Source organism: Flintibacter sp. SJQ-8, from assembly GCF_054108085.1.
This window is the reverse complement of sequence record NZ_JBPJWR010000007.1, coordinates 46,049-66,558: the sequence shown is the minus strand read 5'-3', so window position 1 is coordinate 66,558 and position 20,510 is coordinate 46,049. Positions and strand designations below refer to the sequence as shown.

The window sequence follows — 20,510 nt, the reverse complement described above, 5'->3', positions numbered from 1 at the left end:
TTGGAGGAACTTATGATGAAAAAAATGATAATGGCATTATGTATATTTATTTGTGTGTTTACTTTAGTTGCGTGTTCTGGACAACAAACAAACGAACCACTTACTTTAGGTGTCAATGCGATAATAACAGAAATTGATAAAGAAAATAAAATCATAACCACAAAAGATAGCGGAGAAGAAGGTGTTTTAGGGGATGATTGTCTTATTGATTGTTCCAAAATTCCTATGATTTATTGTAATTATGATACACAAGATGTTGTAGGTATAACACTTGATGATTTACAGGTGGGGGACGATATCATTTTGACTATTCGGAGTTCGGAAATAGAAAATCTTCAAAAGGAAGATGACAATAAAGCAAAAATAGCAGTTGAACAATTACAATTAGGTACACAAAGAATTAAATAATTTCCAGGTTGTCGTACTCGTTCCTAGCAGTGTTTGGGGCAGGCACGCCCCAACAAGAAGCAGTCCCCAAGAGGCAGAAAATTTTCAAGAATTGAAAATTTTTGGCCACGGGATGATTCTTGCTCTTACGAACAGCAGAAAACCCAGAACTGCACAGCTGATTCAGCTAGCAGTCCTGGGTTTTCTGTTATCAGATTAGAATATGTTTTACGAAGTCCCTGCATAAAAACGGCAGTCCGTTTTCATATAGAAGCACGATGGAGAAGGGGAGAGGCTCACTGCTTTTTCGCCGGGCTCCCGTCCTCGTTGAAGTTGGCCTTCAGCAGGCCGTCCACCAGAAAGGCGGACAGGCACAGAAAGATCATCTGCCCCCCGATGAGCCACAGAAACAGCGTCCCCAGCAGGCTCCGGCCAAAATACGCCGCCCCGGCGGACACCACCGCCAGGGCCAGGCCCAGCCGGACCCACAGTTTGGACAGGTGGGCGTGGGCAAAGCGCCAGGTATCCTCGTTTTGCTCCGACAGGGCGGTGCGGTAGGCCAGCCCGTTACCTTCCCGACGGGGCGGATGCTTCCGCCAGCGCAGGCCCACCACCAGCATGGCCACGGGGGTGAGCATGGTCAAAATCACTTGAAACCACATCATTTTCACTCTTTTCTATTATCGTTGTTTTCCCCTGAGTCCAAAACTTTTCGGCGTTTTTTGACACCTGCCAGGGGATTGGCCCGGGCGGCGGCCCGGAGATCATCGTTGTCCACGTGGGTGTAGATCTGGGTGGTGTTCAGGTGGTCGTGGCCCAGAACTTCCTGCAATGTACGCACGTCCACGCCGTTTTGCAGCATCAGGGTGGCCGCCGTGTGGCGCAGCTTGTGGGCGGAATACTGGGTGCTGTCCAGCCCCGCATCTGCCAGGTGCTTTTTCACCAGCTTGTGGACCGCCGCCACCGAGATGCGCCGCCGGTTTTGCAGGGTGACGAACAGGGCGTTCTGGTCGATGAGGGTCAGGGCGTTCCGATCTGTCATCCAGTCCTGAATGGCTTTGACGCAGGCGTCGTTCAGGAACAGGATGCGCTCTTTATTGCCCTTGCCCAGCACCCGCAGCTGGTTGTCTCGAACATCCGTTACATTCAGGTTCACCAGCTCAGAGATCCGCAGGCCGCAGTTTAAAAACAGGGTGAGGATGCAGAAGTCCCGGGTGGCGTTTTTGCCGTCCACAGACTCCAGCAGGTCGATGCTCTCGTCCAGACTGAGGTATTTGGGCAGGGATTTTTTCTGCCGGGGCGAGTCCAGGTCCTGGACCGGGTTTTTGGTCAGCAGCTTGGCCTTGTTGGTGAGGTATTTATAAAAGGAACGGATGGTGGCAACTTTCCGAGCCCGGGACGCGGCGTTTAAGCCACGGTCACGGTTAAGAAAATCCATATAAGCGTACACGTCGCTGAGTGTCACAGAGCCAACCAGGTCCAGCGTTACATCATCAATGGAGATGTGGTCCATGGGAACGGACTGGAGTGATTTGTCCCGTGCGCGTTTTAAGTAACGAACAAAACTGCGTAAATCTAAATAGTATTCATCCACCGTTTGTTTGGAGTGACCCTGGACAGTGGCGTGATAGCTCAAAAAGTCCCGGATCAGGGGTGGAGCCTCGGTTCGATAGTCCATTTCGCGTTTTAGCCTCCACTCAGGTCAACAAAATCTTTATTTTGTTGACCTTACACAATGTCTCTTTAAGGGCCCCGCAGGCCCCCCCTCCGGCCCTTGGCCGGTCAGTTCAGTATAACACAGCCCAGGGAAAAAATCCACGGTGAACTGTGTGCGCGAATCTCTGCGCTTAAGCTGACGCCGCTGCGCTTTAGCGCACGGTCAGCCTCGGCGTTCCTGTTGGGGTTGCTTCACGGGATCAGTATTTGTTTTTCTCCTTCGGCGATGGGATGTTTCTGTCGGAGCTGCTGTGGTCCGTTTTCTGGGTCCGATCCTGCGCTGATTTTGGCTCCGTCCTGGTTTCGCCGCATAATCCAGGCCCCGGACCTCCAAACTAATGACATCTCATTTTAAGGAGGTCCCCTTCCATGAAACGTCCCCTTTTCCCCGGGTCCCTCAGGGCTTCGGGCCGGGCGTTGGCGCTGCTGCTGACGCTGGCCCTGCTGTGGCCTGTCAGCACCCCCGTCTCCGGTTTCTTCTGGAACAAAAAGGCCGACGGGCCGAAAATGGAGGATTTCTCCAAAAACGGCCTCATCGGCAGTGTCATCGTCTTTGAGCCGGAGGACTTTGTGGTCCAGTCGGGCAGCCAGGCCGTGCTGGACAGCATCACCATCCTCAGCCTGCCCGATTCCGGCTCCGGCGTGCTGACCATGGGCGGCCAGCCTCTGGAGGAGGGCGCGACAGTGGAGCGCAGCGCCCTGGGCGGGCTGCGGTTCCAGTCGGCCCAGGCCCCCACCGAGACCACGGTGAATTTCACCTTCTCCCCCACTTTCTCCGGCTCCGGCCCGTCTGACCAGGACCCGGTCACCGTCACCCTGTATCTGCTGACCCAGGCCAACCGCGCCCCGGAGGCCCGGAACATGGACCTGTCCACCTATAAAAACGTGGCCATCACCGGCTATTTCGACGCGGCGGACCCGGAGGGCGACCCCCTCACCTTTCAGATCTCCGACTCCCCCGCACGGGGCGGCGTGACGCTGGCGGAGGACGGCTCCGGCCAGTTCGTCTATACCCCCTATGAGAACAAGACGGGCCGGGACTCCTTCACCTATGTGGCCCTGGACCAGGCGGGCAACGCCTCTGAACCCGCCACCGTGACCCTGCGCATCGAAAAACCCGGCACCAAAGTCCGCTACGCCGACATGGACGGGGACCCCGCCCACAAGGCGGCCCTGCGTCTGGCGGAGACCGGCGTCTATGTGGGGCAGCAGGTGGGTGACCGCTACTTCTTCCAGCCTGACGCCACGGTGAGCCGGGCCCAGTTCCTCACCATGGCCATGGCCGCCGTGGGGCTGGAGCCTCTGGACCAGGTCTCCCTCACCGGCTTTGCCGACGATCAGGCCATCCCCACCTGGGCCAAGGGTTCCGTGTCCGCCGCCTTGAAAGCCGGGGCGATCCAGGGCGAGCGGGACGCCTCCGGCGCGCCGGTGTTCCAGGCGGGGGCGGCTGTCACCATGGCGGAGGCCACCGTGATCTTAGACCGCCTGCTGGACGTGGCCGACGCCCCGGTGGAGACCTTCTCCTCTGACGCGGAGCACTGGGCGGCCCAGTCCGCCGCTAACTTGACCGCCTGCGGGGTGCTCCCCGCCGTGGACGCCGACCCCCAGACCCTGTTTGCTCCCCTCACCCGGGGCGAGGCGGCGGAGCTGCTGGACGGCGCTCTGGACGTGCTGGCGGAGCAGGACAGCGGCAGCTGGCTCCCCTGGTGATCTCTCATAGACAGCAAAAGCAGCCCCGGAGCGCGTCTTGCTTCGGGGCTGCTTTGAATGTCGTAAAGCCGTGGATATGGTCAGTCCTCGTCTGCCGCGGCGTCGTACATGGGCCGTCCACCGGCGGGACCGGCGGCAGGGGCGGCTCCGCCCACGCCGGACAGGGCGCGGAAGCGGGCGCGGGACTTTTTGATCTCGTCATAGGCCTCGGCCACTGCCTCTTCGGTGCGGCGCAGGGCGTCCTCGCAGTATTCGTTGGCGGAGCGCTTCAGTTCCCGGCTGCGCTCCTCCACCTGCTGCATCAGCTCGTTGGCCCGCTGACGGGCCTGGAGGGAGATGGTGTTCTCCTCCAGCAGCTGGCGGGCCTTGTCCTCCGCCGCCTTGCGGATGGTGTCCGCCTCTCGCTTGGCCGCCGCCAAGGTCTCCGCCCGGCTGGCCATGACCTTTCTGGCCTCGCCCAGCTCCATGGGGAACTGGCTGCGAATGTCGTCGATCAGGTCCAGAGCCCGGTCGCGCTCGATCACACATTTATCGCTGGACAGCGGGGCGTTCTTCGCCTCGTCAATCATTTCAAATAACATGTCCAGCAGCTCTTCCACACCGCTTGCCATGGTTATCCTTCCTTTCCTTCGGTTCCTTCCAATTCCCGCATCCGCTGGTTCACCGCGTCTACGATCTCCCGGGGGACAAAGTCCGCCAGGTCAGCTCCATAGCGGGCCATCTCCTTGACGATGGTAGAGCTGAGATAGGTGTACTTCTCGCTGGAGGCCAGAAACATGGTCTCCAGGCGGGGGTTCAGCTTGCGGTTGATTACCGCCATCTGTACCTCCTGCTCAAAGTCAGACACCGCCCGCAGGCCCTTTACCACCACGTGGGCGCGGCGGCGCTTGGCATAGGCGGCCAGCAGCTCGTTGGAGAAGTCTACTTCTACATTCTGAAACCGGGCCGTGGACCGGCGCAGCAGCTCCACCCGCTCCTCCGGGGTGAACATGCCGTGCTTTTTAGAGTTGACCATCACACAGACGATCAGCTTGTCAAAGCAGGCGCTGGCCCGCTTGATGATGTTCAGGTGGCCCAGAGTCACCGGGTCAAAGCTGCCCGGATAGATGGCAATACTCATTGGCGTTCTCTCCCCGCCCGGTGGAACAGTGTCAATTTGATCTTGCCGTATCGATACTCCCGGCCCCGCTCATAGGGGGCTTCCAGTTGGGGAATGGTCCGTTCCGCCGCAGATTCGCATACTATTATACCATGTTCCCGGAGAATGTCAAACCTTGCGATGGCCTCCAGCGCCCGGTCCAGTAGGTCGCTCTGATAGGGCGGGTCCAGAAAGATCAGGTCGAATTTCTCCCGGCAGCCAGACAGGAAGGAGATGGCGTCTCCCTGGACCACATGGGTCTGGTCCTGAAAGCCGCAGGCCTTGATGTTCTCCCGAATGAGGGCGGCGGCCTCCCGCCGCTGGTCGGTGAAGGTGCAGCGCTCCGCGCCACGGGACAGAGCCTCCAAGCCAAGCTGGCCGGTGCCGCCGAACAGGTCCAGCACCTGCCGCCCCTCGATGTCGAACTGGATGATGTTGAACAGGGCCTCCTTCACCTTGTCGGTGGTGGGACGGGTGTCCATGCCCTGGAGTTCTTTTAACCGTCTGCCCCGGGCAGAGCCGGAAATGATGCGCATATGCTCTCCTCACTTTATTCTGCGTTATTTGTTGGTACGAAAGTGCTGATACACGGCCTGGGCCGCGTTTTTGGGCAGCGTCTTCTGGAGTTCCTCCAATGACGCGGCCCGGATGGTCTTGATGCTCTTGAACTGCCGCAGCAGCTGGGCGCGGCGCTTCTCCCCCACCCCCGGGATGTCGTCCAGGGCGGAGGTGCGCATGTGGCCCGCCTGGAGCTGGCGGTGATATTCGATGGCAAAGCGGTGGGTCTCCTCCTGGATCTGCCCCACCAGGGCGAACACCGCCGGGATGGCCTGGATGCCGATCTCCCGCCCGTCCGGGTGGACCAGGGCGCGGGTGCGGTGCCGGTCATCCTTCACCATACCGAAGGCGGGGATGGACAGGTTCAGGGTCTCCAGCACCCGGGCGGCCACCTTCACGTGCTCCTGTCCGCCGTCGATGAGCAGCAGGTCGGGCTTGTCCGAAAACTTCTCGTCCCCGTCCAGATATCGCCGGAACCGCCGGGTGAGCACCTGCTCCATAGAGGCGTAGTCGTCCGGCCCGGTCATGTTCTTCAGCTTGAACCGGCGGTAGTCGCTCTTTTTGGGCCGCCCGTCCACATAGACCACCATAGAGGCCACGATGTCGCTGGCCCCGGTGTTGGAGATGTCGTAGGACTCCATCCGCTTTGGCGGCTCGGCCAGACTGAGCATCCTGGCCAGCACCTCCAGCAGCTTGTTCTGCCGCTCCTCCCGGGTGGTGGCCCGGACCACCTCTTCCTTGGCGTTTTCATTGGCCAGGTGGATGAGGTCGGTCTTGGCCCCCCGCTGGGGGCTGACCAGCTCCACCCGCCGCCCGATCTGCTCTGACAGCATCCGGGTCAGGGGCACCTGGTCGGGCAGCTCCCAGGGCAATAATATCTGCTTGGGCAGCCGGTCCCGGCCCACGTAATAGGCCCGGACCAGGGCGGACAGGGCGGCGGCGGGGTCCTCCTCCATGGGGGACTCGAAGAGCTCAAAGTCCTTGGCCGCCAACTCTCCCTCCATATAGTGTAGCACCACAAAGCAGCTTTTGGCCGTGCCCCGGAAATAGCCGGTGACGTCGGTGTCGGCCAGGGAACCGGCCACCACCTTCTGCCGCTTGCTCAAAAGCTCGATGGCCCGCAGCCGGTCCCGAATCTCCGCCGCGTGCTCAAAGCGCAGCTCCTCCGCCGCCTGCTCCATCTCCGCCGTCAGGTCGGCCTGGACCTCTTTAAACCGCCCCTCCAGCAGAGAGACGGCCTGGGCGATGGCCTGATCGTGGGCGGGCTTTAATTCGTCCCCCCGGCAATAGCCGTCGCACTTGTTCATGTGGAAGTTGAGACAGGGCCGCTCCTTGCCTATATCCCGGGGGAACTTCTTCCGGCAGGAGGGCAGGCGCAGGGCGGTGCGCAGGGCGTCGATGATGGCCTGGGTGTTTTTCCGACTGGCGTAGGGACCGAAATACCGGGCCCCGTCCTCCGCCACCTTGCCGGCCAGGGAGAAGCGGGGGTAGGCCTCGTTGGACAGGCGGATATAGGGATAGCCCTTGTCGTCCTTGAGCAGGATGTTATACCGGGGCTGGTGCCGCTTGATGAGGGCGCACTCCAGCACCAGGGCCTCGAACTCGCTGTCGGCGATGATGACGTCGAAGTGGTCGATCTGGCTGACCATGGCCCGGGTCTTCTCCGTGTGGGCGGCGGAGTCCTGAAAATACTGGGACACCCGGTTTTTCAGGGCCTTGGCCTTGCCCACATAGATCACGGTGTTCTTGGCGTCCTGCATGATATATACGCCCGGCTTTAAGGGCAGACTGTGGGCTTTTTCTTTCAGTTCGTCAAAGGTCATGGCCGTCTCTCCCCTCTCCCGCGGACGTTTTTCCTTCCGGACACGTCAAAAAAGGCGCCGCAGCGCGGCGCCTTTTTCCTTGACAATTTGGCTTACTCAGAGAAGTCGGAAGAGATCATCTTATACAGAGCCTCGACCGCTTCCTTCTCGTCGGGGCCGTCCGCGATCAGCTTAATGGGGGTGCCCTTCACGATACCCAGGGACAACACGCCCAGCAGGCTCTTGGCGTTGACCTTCCGCTCGTCCTTCTCCACCCAGATGGAGCTTTTGAACTCGTTGGCCTTCTGAATGAAATAGGTAGCGGGTCTGGCGTGCAGACCGACCTGATTATTCACGACTGCTTCCTGACTATACATAAGCTGTACCTCCGCCTCGTCGTTTTGGTTTGTGTAGCTTTAGCATACCAGATTTAGACCGTTGCCGTCAATGACAATTTTCACAAATATCGCATGGTTTTCACCAGAAACGGGAAGCAAAATCTGTCGTTTTGCGCAAAGTAAAATAAAATCAATCCCGTTTTCTAAAAAATTTAACAATTTGGCCGGGAATTTTCCGCTCCATTTCCCGGGAAAACGCTCACCGCAGCTCGGCCACGGTCACGCCGTCCTCCCCCTCGCCATAGCGGCCGGGGCGGAAGGATTTGATATAGCGGCTGCGCTTGAGATAGGTGCGCACGGCCTTGCGCACCGCGCCGGTGCCCTTACCGTGGATGATGGTCACCGTCTCCAGCTTGCCCATCATGGCCGTGTCCAAAAAGCGCTCCAGGACGGAGATGGCCTCGTCGGTCATCATGCCCCGCAGGTCGATCTGGCTGGGGACGGCGGCGGTGCGCAGGGTGTGCTGGGCCCGGGCCACGATCTTGCGGGCCTCCCGCTGGGTGCGGGTCTCCCCTTCCACCACCCGGACCTCCTCCTGCTTGGCGGAGATCTTCAGAATGCCCGCCTGCAGCTGCAACGAGCCGTCCTTGTTCACCGACAGCACCGTGGCCTTTGTCCCCATGGACACCAGCTCCACCGTGTCCCCCGCCACGGCGGGACGGGTGGGCGGCGGGGCCTCGGTCTGGGGGGCGGAGCCGCCCAGGTTCCGCTCTGCCTCGTTTAGCATCCGGCGGGCCTCCGCCCGGCTGTCGTTCACCTGCTGCCAGTCCAGGCGGTCCTGGCGCTTTTGCATCTCCTTCAGCTGGGACAGGGCCAGGTCGCTGGCGGCACGGGCCTCCTCGATGATGCCCCGGGCCTCGGCCTGGGCCTTCTCCACCACCTTGGAGCGCTCCTCCTCCAGCTTCTTCCGGTATTCCCGGGCCTTGGCGGCGGACTGCTCCATCTCCAGTTTCAGGCGGCGGGCCTCGGCGCGCTCCTTCTCCATCTCCTGGCGCTGCTGGTCCAGGCGGGTGAGCACATCCTCAAAGCGCACATTCTCCGCGTCCAGCCGGGCGGCGGCCTTGTCGATGATATACTCCGGCAGCCCCAGGCGGCGGGAGATGGCAAAGGCGTTGGACTTGCCCGGGATGCCCAGCACCAGGCGATAGGTGGGGGCCAGGGTGTCCACGTTGAACTCGCAGGAGGCGTTCTCCACCCCGGGGGTGGTCATGGCGTATACCTTCAGTTCGGCATAGTGGGTGGTGGCGCACACCTGGGCGCCCATGCCCCGCACCGATTCGATGACGGCAGCGGCCAGGGCGGCGCCCTCCACCGGGTCGGTGCCCGCCCCCAGCTCGTCGAAGAGGATCAGGCTCTCGTCGTCCGCCTCCTTTAAAATGCCCACGATGTTGACCATGTGGGAGGAGAAGGTGGACAGGGACTGGGCGATGGACTGCTCGTCGCCGATGTCGGCCAGCACCCGGCGGAACACCCGCACTGTGGAGTCAGACCCGGCGGGGATGTGCAGGCCGCACTGGGCCATCAGGGTGATGAGACCGATGGTCTTCAGGGTCACCGTCTTGCCGCCGGTGTTGGGGCCGGTGATGACCAGGGTGTCGAACCGGTCCCCCAGCTCCAGGTCGTTGGGCACGGCCTTCTTCTTGTCAATAAGGGGGTGCCTTGCCCGGCGCAGGCGCAGGAACTTGTCAGACAGCTTGGGTTCGCTGCACTCCAGCTTCAGCGACAGCTGGGCCCGGGCGAAGATGGTGTCCAGCCAGACGATGAGCTGATAGTCCTCCAGAATGTCCTCTTTGTGAGCGGCGCAGTCGGCTGACAGCTCGGCCAGGATGCGCTCGATCTCCTTCTTCTCCTTGGCGGCCAGCTCCCGCAGCTCGTTGTTGGCCTTCACCACGCCCATAGGCTCGATAAAGAAGGTGGATCCGGAGGAGGACACGTCGTGGACCAGGCCGGGAATGGCGTTCTTGTGCTCGGACTTTACGGGTACCACATAGCGGTCAGACCGGATGGTGATGATGGACTCCTGTAAATACTTGGACTGGTTGGAGGAGATGAGCCGCTGCAAAATGTCCCGGACCTTGGCCTCAGACGCCCGCATGTGGCGGCGGATAGAGGCCAGCTCCGGGCTGGCGGAGTCGGCGATCTCGTCCTCCCCCAGGATGGAGTTGGTGATGCGGTCCTCCAAAAAGCGGTTGGGGGTGAGCGCCTGGAACAGGTGGGAGATGGGGCTCTTCTCCTGGCTGGCGCCATAGTCCCCGGCGGTGCGGGCCGCCCGCAGCACGGTGGCCACGTCGGTGAGCTCCCGGGTGGACAGGCTGCCCCCATGTCCGCCCGCTGGAGGGAGGCCGCCACGGGCTTTACCCCGGAGAAGCCGGGGCTGCCCCGCAGTATCAGCATCTTCACGGCGGCGGACGTCTCGTCCTGGGCCCGCTGGATGTCGTCCATATCCGTCATGGGGCGGAGTGTAAGGGATTTCTCCTTGCCCTCCTCCGTCACGGCGCAACCCGCCAGCATGGTCAGCACCTGGGGCAGTTCAAGGATCTGAATGGATTTTTCTGATAATTCGCTCATAGATGAAACTCCTGTACCCGGCGATGCCGGATGATTTATCTTTGCCTATTGTCCCACAAATCATGCCATTTTGCAAGGGGGCGGTCAATTGACTCCCGCCGCCGGGCCGAAATAGGTCACCAGCAGGTCCACGCAGGCCCCGTAAGACCGGATACCCAGGCTCTGGCCGTTGCCCTTTAAAAAGGAGTCGTACACCTGCTCCGCCCGGTCCTCCACCGGGGAGCGCATGGCCGCCCAATATTGGTTGTTGTCCTGCCAGTCCTGGGACAGCTCCGCCGTGAACGTGCTCTGGGCGATGGCCGTCCAGGTCTGGGGAGAGACTTCATACAGGGCGTTGCACAGCTGGAGCAGCCCCATGAGATAGCCGGAATACTGATAGGTCACGTCCTCCCCGGTGACGCAGGCGGCGATGCCCACAAAGTTGGCCTCCAGCTCGGAGGAGACCATGCGCTGGTGGGCCATCTCGTGGGCCACAGTGGCCGGGATGAGACAGGCCGGGGCGTCCACGTTCACGTTGGCCTCCCCGGTGAAGGGGAAGTACATCCCGGTAAAGCCCAGGCGGCTCTGGAGCCGGGAGAAGAAAATGGGCTTGGCCCTTACGGACTTCACGGCCAGGCAAGGGAATTCCCTTGTCAGGTTTTCATAGATATCCGGGCCGGTCGCAAACACAGTTTCCCGGTCCGCGGCGAAGTGGCCCTCTTCGTCCCGGGGGACCTGGTCGGCCAGCTTAGCGGCGTTCTGGGCGAAGTAATAGGTCACGGCGGCCAGCTCCTCCACCGAGCAGGCCTGGTCGGAAAGACCGCTGCGCTGGGCGAAGGTGTCGGCGTAATAGGCCGCCCGCCACATCCAGCAAAAGGCGCACCACAGCCACAGCCAGGCCGCAGCCAGAGCCAGCAGCCGCCGGAAGAATTGCCCCAGTCCCCGGCGGCGAATGAGGCCCACCACGGCCCGGACCAGCCACACCAGGTTCCCCGCCAGAAACAGGGCAATAGACCACTCCATCACGGAAAACGGGACGAGTGACCACAGCCGCCCCAGCAGCCGCTCCCCCGGACCCATCACGTGGAACACCCAGAAATTCATCACGGCCCGCTTGCTGTGTAGCAGCTGAAACAGCACGCTCAGGGCCGCGGGGATGCACAGCGCCCCCGCCCACCGCCAGAGGGAGCGGACGGTGTTCCCGCTTTTTCGCTCGTAAAATATGTCGTTCACAAAGGGCTCCTCCCGCTTAAGTCTATGTCCATCACCGGCCCACGGGTCCACTCCTGCCCCGGTGGGGGCAGCTGGGGCAGGAACAGGCCGTACAGGTCGGTACACCGGGCCTCCAGCTCAAACAGCCGCCGCCCCGGGCCGTCCAGTTCCCGGGCGTGGGCTGGCTTGGTGAGGATGGGCAGCTGGGCCGTTGTTTTCATCCGTTTTAAAACTTCCCGGCCCCGGGCGTTGAAGCCCAGCACCCGGAGATAGGGCGGCTCAGCGGGGACGTCCGCCGCCGTCAGGCCCAGAAAGGCCCACAGGGCCATCCGCCGCAGCCGGGCCATGGCATACCGCCGGGTCTTGGCCTGGGTGAAGAAGTCGTCCAGGCTCCGGCACTGCCGCCCCGCCCGCTCCAAACGCTGGGGCAGGCCCTCCCCGGCTCCGGCGTCGGGCAGCTTGGCCCAGTCCTCCGCTGTCATCTTCCGCAGGCAGGCCAGCACCGCCCGTTCCCCCAGTCTTGGATCGGCCAGAGGGGCAGACTGTAAAATATCCAGATTCCCGGCGGGGACATAGGGCCGGACGGCCTCCCACTCCCCCCGGGCCAGGTGCTGCCGCAGCTGGGTGGCGGAGCGGAAGCCCTCCCCCGTCCGGTCCAAGCTGTTGTGGGCCGCCCCCTCCCGGCGGATGGTGACGGGCTTGATATTGCTGTGCAGTGAGCGCAGGGCGCGGAGATACTCCACTCCCAAATTGTTGTTTGGGCTGGCCAGGGCGGCCCCCGACGGACCGATGAGGGCTTCCACTGCGGCCTGACGGGCAGCGGCAAAGGACGCGCCCCCCTCCAGGGCCTTCCGCAGCTGTTCCGGGTAGTCCGGGCTGTCCAAACACTCCGCCGCCGCCAGCAGGGGGGCCAGCTCCCCCGTCTCGCTGCCAAAGCACAGGGTATCTATCACCCCGCACCGGCACAGCAGCTCCACCGCCCCCCGGGCGAAGGACTCCGCCGAGGCCGCCGCCCACACCGTGGGCAGTTCTAAGATCAGGTCCGCCCCGCCGTTCAGGGCCATCCTGGCCCGGGTCCACTTGTCCGTCACGGCGGGCCGCCCCTGCTGGACCCAGCTGCCGCTCATCACCGCCACCACAGAGGTGTCCGGCCCCAGCTGTGCTTTCAGGGCGGATATCTGATAGGCGTGCCCCGTATGAAAGGGGTTATATTCCGCTGTGATCCCGGCGATATTCAAGGGCGCTCCTCCTACAAGTTACTGTCAGTCAATTTTCTTCATTTTTTAAGCAAGATAGCCGTTGTATTTTACGAAAAAAAGAGGTACAATAATTAGGCTTTTTTTATTGTAACGCCATTTTCGGCGCAAGGCAACGAAAACAATAAAATTTCTGTTATGAAGGAGATCGACTTCTATGAACGTACTGGTCATCAACGCCGGCAGCTCTTCCCTGAAGTATCAGCTGCTCAACCCCGATACCCAGGAGATCCTGGCCAAGGGCCTGTGTGAGCGCATCGGCATCGACGGCAAGTTTACCTATAAGCCCACCGGCAAGACTGCCGTCAAGGCCGCCGACGTGGCCATGCCCACCCACTCCGAAGCCATCCAGACCGTGCTGAACGCCCTGGTGGACAAGGACAACGGCGTCATCGGCTCCATGGCCGAGATCGATGCGGTGGGTCACCGCGTGGTCCACGGCGGCGAGAAGTTTGCCAAGTCCGTCCTCATCACCGACGAGGTCATGGCCGCCATCGAGGAGTGCAACCCCCTGGCTCCCCTGCACAACCCCGCCAACATCATCGGCATCCGCGCCTGCCAGAAGCTGATGCCCAACACCCCCATGGTGGCCGTGTTCGACACCGCCTTCCACCAGACCATGCCCCCCGTGGCCTATACTTACGCCCTGCCCTATGAGTATTACGAGCAGGACAAGGTCCGCCGCTATGGCTTCCACGGCACCAGCCACAAGTATGTGGCGCAGCGGGCCGCCGCCATGCTGGGCAAGCCCATCGAGGAGCTGAAACTCATCTCCTGCCACCTGGGTAACGGCTCCTCCATCACCGCCATCAACGGCGGCAAGAGTGTGGACACCTCCATGGGCTTTACTCCCCTGGCCGGTCTGCCCATGGGCACCCGCGCCGGCGACCTGGACGCCGGCATTCTCCAGTATCTGATGAACAAGCACGGCATGAACATCGACGAGATGCTCAACGTGCTGAACAAGAAGTCCGGTGTGGAGGGCGTCTCCCACATCTCCTCCGACTTCCGCGACCTGGAGAACGCCGAGGCCGAGGGCAACAAGCGCGCCGAGCTGGCCCTGCGCGTGTTCGACTATGCCGTGAAGAAGTACATCGGCGCCTATGCTGCCGCCATGGGCGGCGTGGATGCCGTTATCTTCACCGCCGGTGTGGGCGAGAACGGCCCTGAGACCCGCGAGAGCGCCTGCGCCGGTCTGGAGTTTATGGGCATCAAGATCGACCCCGAGAAGGACAAGGTCCGCGGCAAGGAGATGGACGTCTCCACCGACGACGCCAAGGTCCGCGTCCTGGTCATCCCCACCAACGAGGAGCTGATGATCGCCATGGACACCGCCGCCATCGTCAAGGGCTGAGCGCTGTTTCCATAAGAGAGCTCAAGAGGGCCGCCCAGCCGGGCGGCCCTCTTCGTTTCACCCGGAACACCCCATCCCGTTGACAATTCCCCCAAAACCGGCCATAATAAAACCAAGAAAGCGGATATGTAAGTATAAGGAGGCTCCCATGGACATCCATGTGAACGACGTGCTGAAAATGAAAAAGGCCCACCCCTGCGGCAGCCAGGACTGGCTGGTGCTGCGGGTGGGGATGGACTTTAAAATGCGCTGCCAGGGCTGCGGCCACGAGGTGATGCTGCCCCGGAGCAAGGCGGAGAAGAACATCCGCAAGGTGTTCCGGGAGGGCGCGCCCGTCCAGGTGTGACCCCTCCCCCAAGACTTTCAGGAAAGGATGAACCACTATGCGCTATGACAGCGACCTGCTGTATCGCCCGCCGGGCGAATGGAAGAGCTATCTGCTGCAATGCACCATCGGCTGCTCCAACAACCAGTGTACCTTCTGCGGCATGTATAAGGAGAAAAAATTCCGCATCCGCCCCACCGAGGAAATTCTGGAGGACATCGACATGGCCCGGGCCTATTACGGTCCCGGCCTTCAGCGGGTGTTCCTGATGGACGGCGACGCCATCATCATCAAGACGGAGGACCTGCTGCGCATCCTCCACAAGCTGTATGAGGCTTTCCCCGCCCTGGAGAAGGTGACGCTGTACGCCGGGCCCCGCAGCACCCTGTCCAAAACCCCGGAGGAACTGAAGGCCCTCCACGACGCCGGGCTGTCCCGGGCCTATCTGGGGGTGGAGAGCGGCAGCGACGCGGTGCTGAAGTTCATCCACAAGGGGGTCGGCGCCCAGCAGATGCTCCAGGCCGGTCAGCGTCTGGTGGAGGCGGGCATCGACCTGTGGGTGACCGTCATCCTGGGCATCACCGGGGAGGGCGGCGACTGGAAGGAGCACATCCTGTCCACCGCCAAGATCATCAACGAGATGAAGCCCCGGCATCTGTCCGCCATGACCTTCGCCCCCGCCAAGGGCACCCCCCTGGGGGACGACGTGCTGGCGGGCCGCTTCAAGGTCTATGGCCCCGACCACATTCTGGAGGAGTGCCGCCTGCTCATCGAGCATCTGGACGTGGACCCGCTGCACTTCACCAGCAACCACGCCTCTAACTATCTGCCCCTGAAGGGCGGCCTGCCCGAAGACCGGGAGAAGTTCCTCTCCCTCATCGACCAGGCCCTGGAGGGCAAGATCCGCCTGCGCAAGACCCTGAACCGGGGCATCTGAGAATTTTTCGACAGAACCCCTCCAACCACGATAAAACTCCCTCGGCTTCCCCTGCTTTCAGGGCGAACCGAGGGAGTTTTTGTGTTTTTCTGCGATGGATTTTTCTTCCTCTCCCGTCAAAGCGCTCTTATAATAGAGATATACATTCAGGAGGTGGAATACCATGACACAGGTCAACGTAGCGTCCCGGAAGTGGCGGGACGCCCAGGGGCGGGAGCGCCGGTTCCACTATGGACTGCTCATCCGTGAGGTGGCGGCGGAGCCCTTCTTCTGCGAGGACTACGGGGTGCGGGTGTGGGAGGACGGCGGCGAGGATGCCAGCGTCCCCGGCATCACCGTCAGCGCCCAGCGGGTGGACGAGCTGCTCTCCCTGCTGGTGGAGCACCGGGTCAGCCCCACCGCCCTGGCGGACGTGGTGGCCGATTGGCTGTGATGGGTGTAAAGGGACTTCCCTTACTTGTCCTTCCTGTCCAGTCGCTGCACGGCGAACACCAGCAGGGCGATGATGCCCAGAACGGCGAAGATACCGGCCATACCCTGGCCCATCAGCTCCAGGGCCATGTTTAAATTCTCTGTCATTAAACACGCACTCCTCTCGTCTCAGCCGCCGATCATGTGGACGGCGCAGTATTGCAGGACCACGCCCCCGGCCACCACCGAGGCGATCTGCCCGGACACGTTGGCCCCGGTGGCCTGCATCAGCAGGTGGTTCCGGCGGTCGGCCTCCTGGCCCAATTTTTCGATGACCCGGGCGGACATGGGGAAGGCGGAGATGCCCGCCGCCCCGATCATGGGGTTGATCTTCCGCCGGGGCATGAACAGGTTCAGCGCCTTGACGAACAGCACGCCCACCACCGTGTCCAGCACAAAGGCCACCAGGCCCAGGCACAGGATCATCAGCGTCTCCACCCGCACGAACTGGTCTGCCCGCATGGAGAAGGAGATGGTCACGCCCAGCAGCAGGGTGATGAGATTGGCCAGCTCGTTCTGAGCCGTGTTGCTCAGGGTGGCCAGCACGCCGCACTCCCGAATGAGATTGCCCAGCATCAAAAAGCCCACCAGCGCCACCGACGCAGGGGCCACCAGGCCGGCCACCACCGTGACCAGAATGGGAAACAGGATGCGCAGACGACGGGAGACCCGCCCTGGGGTGTACGGCATAGCCATGGCCCGCTCATTTTTGGTAGTGACCAGCTTGATGGCGGCGGGCTGGATGATGGGCACCATGGCCATATAGGAATAGGCCGCCACGGCGATGGCCCCCACATAATTGGAGCCCAGCACCTGGGACACCAGAATGGAGGTTGGCCCGTCCGCCGCGCCGATGATGCCGATGGAGGCGGCATCCTTCATGTCAAAGCCCAGGACCGTGGCCAGCAGCACCGTGAGGAAGATACCCGCCTGGGCCGCCGCCCCGCACAGAAACAGCCGGGGGTCAGCCAGCAGGGGCCCGAAATCGATCATGGCGCCGATGCCGATGAACAGCAGGATGGGCATGGCCTCGCTGGCCTCGATCCCCACCTGAAACAGCCACTGGACGATGCCGTGGGTGACCTCTCCCCCGGCCCCCGCCTGGTCGATGACCCCGGAGAGGGGCAGATTCACCAGAATGGCCCCAAAGCCCATGGGCAGCAGCAGCGCCGGCTCAAAGCCCTTTTCAATGGCCAGCCAGATGAGCAGCCCACCCACAACGTACATCACCAACTGCTGGGGGGTGATGGCGAGAACGCCCTGCCATAAGAATTCCATAGACATCCCTCTTTCTTTTCTTGTTTCTTGTTTTTTCGGCGAGCAGTACCTGGCCAGGATGAAAAAAGACCTGCGTTCCCGGTGACAGGAACGCAGGTCTGGTCATTTCAGGCAAAGCCAGGCCGGACGCATACGGTCCGCCATGCTTGTTGGCTTGGCCGCGCACGAAACCGTGCGCCGACTACTCCCCTTTGTTATGTGGATGATACCACAGTTGGGCCGCAGATGTCAAGGGAAATTTTTCTTTCCGGGGTATATTCCACGAAAAATCACGTGTGCAACCTGGAATTGCGGAAATTCAAAGTTGACATGGTGGCATTTCCCGCCGATTCCGTGTAAAATAGACGGTGTCGAAAGGAGGTCACGCAGGATGATCGGAACCAAAATATCGTTTTGCCGGAAAAAGGCCGGGCTGTCGCAGGAAGCTCTGGCGACGAGATTGAACATATCCCGTCAGGCCGTTTCTCGCTGGGAGACGGGCGAAGCAGTACCGGACACAGAGAAGATTGTTCAACTCAGCAGATTATTTCAGGTATCCACCGACTATCTTTTGCTGGATGAGATCAAGGAACCACTGACGGGACAAAATCCGGCCGGTATCCAAACAGGCCCCGCAAAAGAAAAGCGCAAACATCTGCGGATCTATTTTGGAAAGTGTCTGCTGGTCATCGGCCTCATTGCACTCGCTGTCATATTGATCGGTGCGGGCGTTTATGCGGATTCCCTGAATGAATGGTATACTGCATGGGGCAGATATGGAACGGCATTATTCAAAACGTGGATCATTGTGCCTTTTCTGCTCAGCGCCTGTATCTCAGCGGGCGGAGTCATAATTCTGTGGGCAGAATACTTCAGAGAGGACTGATGGACCTGCGCCGGGCAGAGCAGTTCTGTATCATAACAACCCCATAACGCCATCAAACGGAAAAGCCGGACTGAATGACCGAAGCGTGCCATTCAGTCCGGCTTTTTGTCTGTTTCCGGAAACGATAACGGATTTTTTCAGTGCTCCCCCTCGGTCAAAGCGGCCTCGATGGCTCCCTCCTCCGCCTGCATGGCCTTCAGGGTGCGCTCCAGCAGGGTGTCCAGCTCCCAGCCCAGCAGCTGAGCGCCGTTGGCGATGACGTCCCGGGAGCAGCCGGCGGCGAACTTTTTGTCCTTATATTTCTTTTTCAGGGACTTCAGCTCCATGTCCGCTACGCTCTTGGACGGGCGCATCAGGGCCGCCGCGCCGATAAGGCCGGTGAGCTCGTCGGCGGCATAGAGGACCTTTTCCATCTCGTGCTCGGGCTTGATGTCCACGCACAGGCCCCAGCCGTGGCTGGCGGTGGCGTGGATGATGGCCTCGTCCACCCCGGCCTGACGCATCAGCTCCTGAGACTTGACGCAGTGCTCCTGGGGCCACTGCTCAAAGTCCAGGTCGTGGAGCAGGCCCACCACGGACCAGAACGCCTTCTCGTCTCCATAGCCCAGCTCCTGGGCGTACCAGCCCATCACATGCTCCACCGTCACGGCGTGGCGGAGATGAAAGGGCTCGTGATTATACTCGGTCAGCAGGCCCCACGCCTGCTGTCTGGTCATTGCCATGGTGTTTTCCTCCCGGTGCATAAAAATAGAGGGTCAGCCGCAAAAAAGCTGGCCGCCCTCTATTTGTAACCCCATCGGAGCAGTTTGTCAATAGGCGGTCACAATGCCGCCGTCGTTGGCATAGACGCTGGTGATGCCGCCGGCCTCCAGAATGAGGATGTGGGCGAATTTGCAGCGCTGCTCGGCCATGGCCTTCACCTGGAAGGCCCGGTCCAGACAGTTGCAGTGGCAGATCGCCAGGGTGCGCCCGGCGTGGGCCGGGTCGTTTGCCATGTGGTCCACCATTTTGGACAGGGCCTGCTTCATGGACAGCATTTGTCCCAGCTTGCAGATCTCCCCCTCCGGCGTGGCCGCCATGAGCAGCTTGATCTTCAGCGCTCCGGTGATCACCGACTGCAGGCGGGTCAGGCGGCCGTTTTTCCGCAGGTTCTCCAGCGTCTCCAGCACGAACATGGTCTGCATCTGATAGATGAACTGCTCCACTTCCCGCACCACGTGCTTGAAGGGTGCGCCGCTCTCGGCCAGCTCCCGGACCTTCAGGGCCACCAGCACCTCGCCGGAGGAGGCGGAGCAGGAGTTGAACACATAGACGTTCTTGTTGGGGTGATCCTCCTCCATCAGCATCCGGGCCTGTTCGGCGCTGTTGTGGGAGCCGCTGAGCAGGGCGGACAGGGTGACCACATACACGTCCTCCTCCTCCGGGCCCTGATAGGCATCCAGATAGCTCTGGGGGGAGGGACAGGCGGTGGCGGGGGCGTCGTCGCTCTGCTTCATGGCCCACAGTAGGTCGGCCTGGTCAAAGGTCTCGTTGTCAATAAAGCTGCTTCCGTTGGAGCGGATGGTCAGCGGTACCTTTACAAAGTGGGGGTCCTTCAGCATCTGCCCGGTCAAATCGCAGCAGCTGTCCACAACGATCTTAAATCCCATTCGTATCATCTCCGAATATGGTTTTTTAAACTATATCTTGTAGGGTACTATAGCATATTTTCTCCTGTTTGTAAAGAGACCGTCTCGCTTCTGAACGTCAAAACAGCTCCGGGTGCTCCTCGTGGAGTTCCGCCAGCAGCTTTTTGTCCGATTTCTCCGTAAATTCCAGCTTTTCATACAGGTCCGGGCGGCGCTGGCGGGTGCGCAGCAGAGACTGCTTCCGCCGCCACAGGTCCACCTTGGCGTGGTTGCCCGACAGGAGGATTGGGGGCACGGCCCGGTCATGCCAGATCTCCGGGCGGGAATACTGGGGGGCCTCCAGCGTGCCGCTCCAGTGGCTCTCGTTCTCATAGCAGGAGGGGTCGGACAGCACCCCGGGTACCAGGCGGCACACCGCATCGGCCACCGCCATGGCGGGGATCTCTCCCCCGGTCATCACAAAGTCGCCGATGGAGATCTCCTCGTCCACGCACTCGTCGATGAAGCGCTCGTCGATGCCCTCGTAGTGGCCGCAGACCAGGATCAGGCGGGAGTAGTCCGCCTTCAGCCGCCGGGCGTCGGCCTGGGTGAAGGTCTTGCCCGCCGGGGACAGATAGATGGTGTGGACCCGTTCCCCCGCCTGGTCACAGATGTGCTGCCAGCAGTTGTAAAGGGGATCGGCCTGCATCACCGCTCCCCGGCCACCGCCGTAGGGATAGTTGTCCACCTGCCGCTGCTTGTTCTTGGTGTAGTCCCGGATCTGGTGGCACTCGATGCGGATATAGCCCCGTTCCTGCCCCCGGCCCAGCACCGATTCACACAGCATATCGCCCACCACATCGGGGAATAAGGTCATAATGTCGATCTGATACATGGTCTTTCCAGCGTCCTTATCTTTTCTTGTCTTTTTTCTCTCGCGTTCTTCTGC

Annotated in this window: 21 protein-coding genes and 1 pseudogene; 7 read left to right on the top strand and 15 right to left on the bottom strand. The window is 61.3% G+C overall.

The genetic code is table 11. From position 1 onward, the window contains the following. Positions 1 to 12 precede the first annotated feature (12 nt). Positions 13 to 408, top strand: coding sequence for a hypothetical protein (locus ACSAMP_RS04460; RefSeq protein ID WP_457799663.1), 396 nt, complete (start codon positions 13 to 15; stop codon positions 406 to 408). Between the two features lie 275 nt (positions 409 to 683). Here ACSAMP_RS04460 and ACSAMP_RS04455 read toward each other — a convergent pair whose 3' ends face one another. Both ACSAMP_RS04455 and ACSAMP_RS04450 read right to left on the bottom strand, forming a co-directional pair. Next, positions 684 to 1,052: an SdpI family protein gene (locus ACSAMP_RS04455; RefSeq protein ID WP_457799662.1), complete on the bottom strand. Its 369-nt coding sequence runs from the start codon at positions 1,050 to 1,052 to the stop codon at positions 684 to 686. 2 nt (positions 1,053 to 1,054) lie between these two features. Beyond that, entirely contained in the window at positions 1,055 to 2,065 is a 1,011-nt protein-coding gene (locus tag ACSAMP_RS04450) for a tyrosine recombinase XerC (RefSeq protein WP_457799661.1), read from the bottom strand. Positions 2,066 to 2,472: 407 nt separating this feature from the next. On the opposite strand from ACSAMP_RS04450, the gene ACSAMP_RS04445 reads away from it, so the two are divergent. Beyond that, positions 2,473 to 3,813: an Ig-like domain-containing protein gene (locus ACSAMP_RS04445; protein ID WP_457799660.1), complete on the top strand. Its 1,341-nt coding sequence runs from the start codon at positions 2,473 to 2,475 to the stop codon at positions 3,811 to 3,813. An 80-nt stretch (positions 3,814 to 3,893) separates the two neighbouring features. Here ACSAMP_RS04445 and ACSAMP_RS04440 read toward each other — a convergent pair whose 3' ends face one another. The 8 genes and pseudogenes from ACSAMP_RS04440 to ACSAMP_RS04405 form a co-directional block, all read right to left on the bottom strand. Then, positions 3,894 to 4,424 carry a hypothetical protein gene (locus ACSAMP_RS04440; RefSeq protein WP_441795763.1) on the bottom strand — a complete coding sequence of 177 codons (531 nt, stop codon included), beginning with the start codon at positions 4,422 to 4,424 and terminating at the stop codon, positions 3,894 to 3,896. Between the two features lie 2 nt (positions 4,425 to 4,426). Further along, positions 4,427 to 4,933 (bottom strand): pantetheine-phosphate adenylyltransferase, encoded by a 507-nt coding sequence (coaD, locus tag ACSAMP_RS04435; protein WP_147562314.1) that lies wholly within the window; start codon positions 4,931 to 4,933, stop codon positions 4,427 to 4,429. Further along, positions 4,930 to 5,487 carry a 16S rRNA (guanine(966)-N(2))-methyltransferase RsmD gene (gene rsmD / locus ACSAMP_RS04430; protein ID WP_457799659.1) on the bottom strand — a complete coding sequence of 186 codons (558 nt, stop codon included), beginning with the start codon at positions 5,485 to 5,487 and terminating at the stop codon, positions 4,930 to 4,932. The genes coaD and rsmD overlap by 4 nt, the downstream gene beginning before the upstream one ends. A gap of 24 nt (positions 5,488 to 5,511) precedes the next feature. Next, the gene (gene uvrC / locus ACSAMP_RS04425) at positions 5,512 to 7,332 is read right to left on the bottom strand and encodes an excinuclease ABC subunit UvrC (RefSeq protein ID WP_457799658.1); all 1,821 of its coding nucleotides are present in this window, start codon (positions 7,330 to 7,332) and stop codon (positions 5,512 to 5,514) included. Positions 7,333 to 7,424: 92 nt separating this feature from the next. Beyond that, on the bottom strand, positions 7,425 to 7,688 hold the full coding sequence (locus ACSAMP_RS04420; RefSeq protein WP_441795767.1) for an HPr family phosphocarrier protein: 264 nt from the start codon (positions 7,686 to 7,688) through the stop codon (positions 7,425 to 7,427). 220 nt (positions 7,689 to 7,908) lie between these two features. Continuing rightward, positions 7,909 to 10,277: pseudogene (locus ACSAMP_RS04415) on the bottom strand (endonuclease MutS2). Between the two features lie 84 nt (positions 10,278 to 10,361). Continuing rightward, complete coding sequence (locus tag ACSAMP_RS04410; protein WP_457799657.1) at positions 10,362 to 11,489, bottom strand: DUF3810 domain-containing protein; 1,128 nt, start codon at positions 11,487 to 11,489, stop codon at positions 10,362 to 10,364. Beyond that, positions 11,486 to 12,706 carry a tRNA(Met) cytidine acetate ligase gene (locus tag ACSAMP_RS04405; protein ID WP_457799656.1) on the bottom strand — a complete coding sequence of 407 codons (1,221 nt, stop codon included), beginning with the start codon at positions 12,704 to 12,706 and terminating at the stop codon, positions 11,486 to 11,488. The genes ACSAMP_RS04410 and ACSAMP_RS04405 overlap by 4 nt, the downstream gene beginning before the upstream one ends. A gap of 175 nt (positions 12,707 to 12,881) precedes the next feature. Between ACSAMP_RS04405 and ACSAMP_RS04400 the strand changes: the two genes are divergently transcribed. The 4 genes from ACSAMP_RS04400 (at position 12,882) to ACSAMP_RS04385 (ending at position 15,773) form a co-directional block, all read left to right on the top strand. Further along, positions 12,882 to 14,078, top strand: coding sequence for an acetate/propionate family kinase (locus ACSAMP_RS04400; RefSeq protein ID WP_441795771.1), 1,197 nt, complete (start codon positions 12,882 to 12,884; stop codon positions 14,076 to 14,078). 148 nt (positions 14,079 to 14,226) lie between these two features. Continuing rightward, positions 14,227 to 14,424, top strand: a complete 198-nt coding sequence (locus ACSAMP_RS04395; protein WP_441795772.1) for a DUF951 domain-containing protein — start codon at positions 14,227 to 14,229, stop codon at positions 14,422 to 14,424. Positions 14,425 to 14,461: 37 nt separating this feature from the next. After that, positions 14,462 to 15,340, top strand: coding sequence for a B12-binding domain-containing radical SAM protein (locus tag ACSAMP_RS04390; protein WP_457799655.1), 879 nt, complete (start codon positions 14,462 to 14,464; stop codon positions 15,338 to 15,340). Positions 15,341 to 15,503: 163 nt separating this feature from the next. Then, positions 15,504 to 15,773: a DUF6514 family protein gene (locus tag ACSAMP_RS04385; RefSeq protein WP_457799654.1), complete on the top strand. Its 270-nt coding sequence runs from the start codon at positions 15,504 to 15,506 to the stop codon at positions 15,771 to 15,773. Positions 15,774 to 15,793: 20 nt separating this feature from the next. Here ACSAMP_RS04385 and ACSAMP_RS04380 read toward each other — a convergent pair whose 3' ends face one another. Then, positions 15,794 to 15,919 carry an OadG-related small transporter subunit gene (locus ACSAMP_RS04380; RefSeq protein ID WP_457799653.1) on the bottom strand — a complete coding sequence of 42 codons (126 nt, stop codon included), beginning with the start codon at positions 15,917 to 15,919 and terminating at the stop codon, positions 15,794 to 15,796. 21 nt (positions 15,920 to 15,940) lie between these two features. Further along, the gene (locus tag ACSAMP_RS04375; protein ID WP_457799652.1) at positions 15,941 to 17,089 is read right to left on the bottom strand and encodes a sodium ion-translocating decarboxylase subunit beta; all 1,149 of its coding nucleotides are present in this window, start codon (positions 17,087 to 17,089) and stop codon (positions 15,941 to 15,943) included. A 370-nt stretch (positions 17,090 to 17,459) separates the two neighbouring features. Here ACSAMP_RS04375 and ACSAMP_RS04370 point away from each other — a divergent pair, with 370 nt between their 5' ends. Then, entirely contained in the window at positions 17,460 to 17,954 is a 495-nt protein-coding gene (locus tag ACSAMP_RS04370) for a helix-turn-helix domain-containing protein (RefSeq protein WP_457799651.1), read from the top strand. 137 nt (positions 17,955 to 18,091) lie between these two features. On the opposite strand, the gene ACSAMP_RS04365 is transcribed toward ACSAMP_RS04370, so the two are convergent. From ACSAMP_RS04365 to trmD, 3 genes are all read right to left on the bottom strand, one after another. After that, the gene (locus ACSAMP_RS04365) at positions 18,092 to 18,676 is read right to left on the bottom strand and encodes a hydrolase (RefSeq protein WP_457799650.1); all 585 of its coding nucleotides are present in this window, start codon (positions 18,674 to 18,676) and stop codon (positions 18,092 to 18,094) included. Between the two features lie 87 nt (positions 18,677 to 18,763). Then, positions 18,764 to 19,603, bottom strand: coding sequence for a DegV family protein (locus ACSAMP_RS04360; RefSeq protein ID WP_457799649.1), 840 nt, complete (start codon positions 19,601 to 19,603; stop codon positions 18,764 to 18,766). Between the two features lie 97 nt (positions 19,604 to 19,700). Next, entirely contained in the window at positions 19,701 to 20,456 is a 756-nt protein-coding gene (gene trmD, locus ACSAMP_RS04355; RefSeq protein ID WP_457799648.1) for a tRNA (guanosine(37)-N1)-methyltransferase TrmD, read from the bottom strand. Positions 20,457 to 20,510 lie beyond the last annotated feature (54 nt).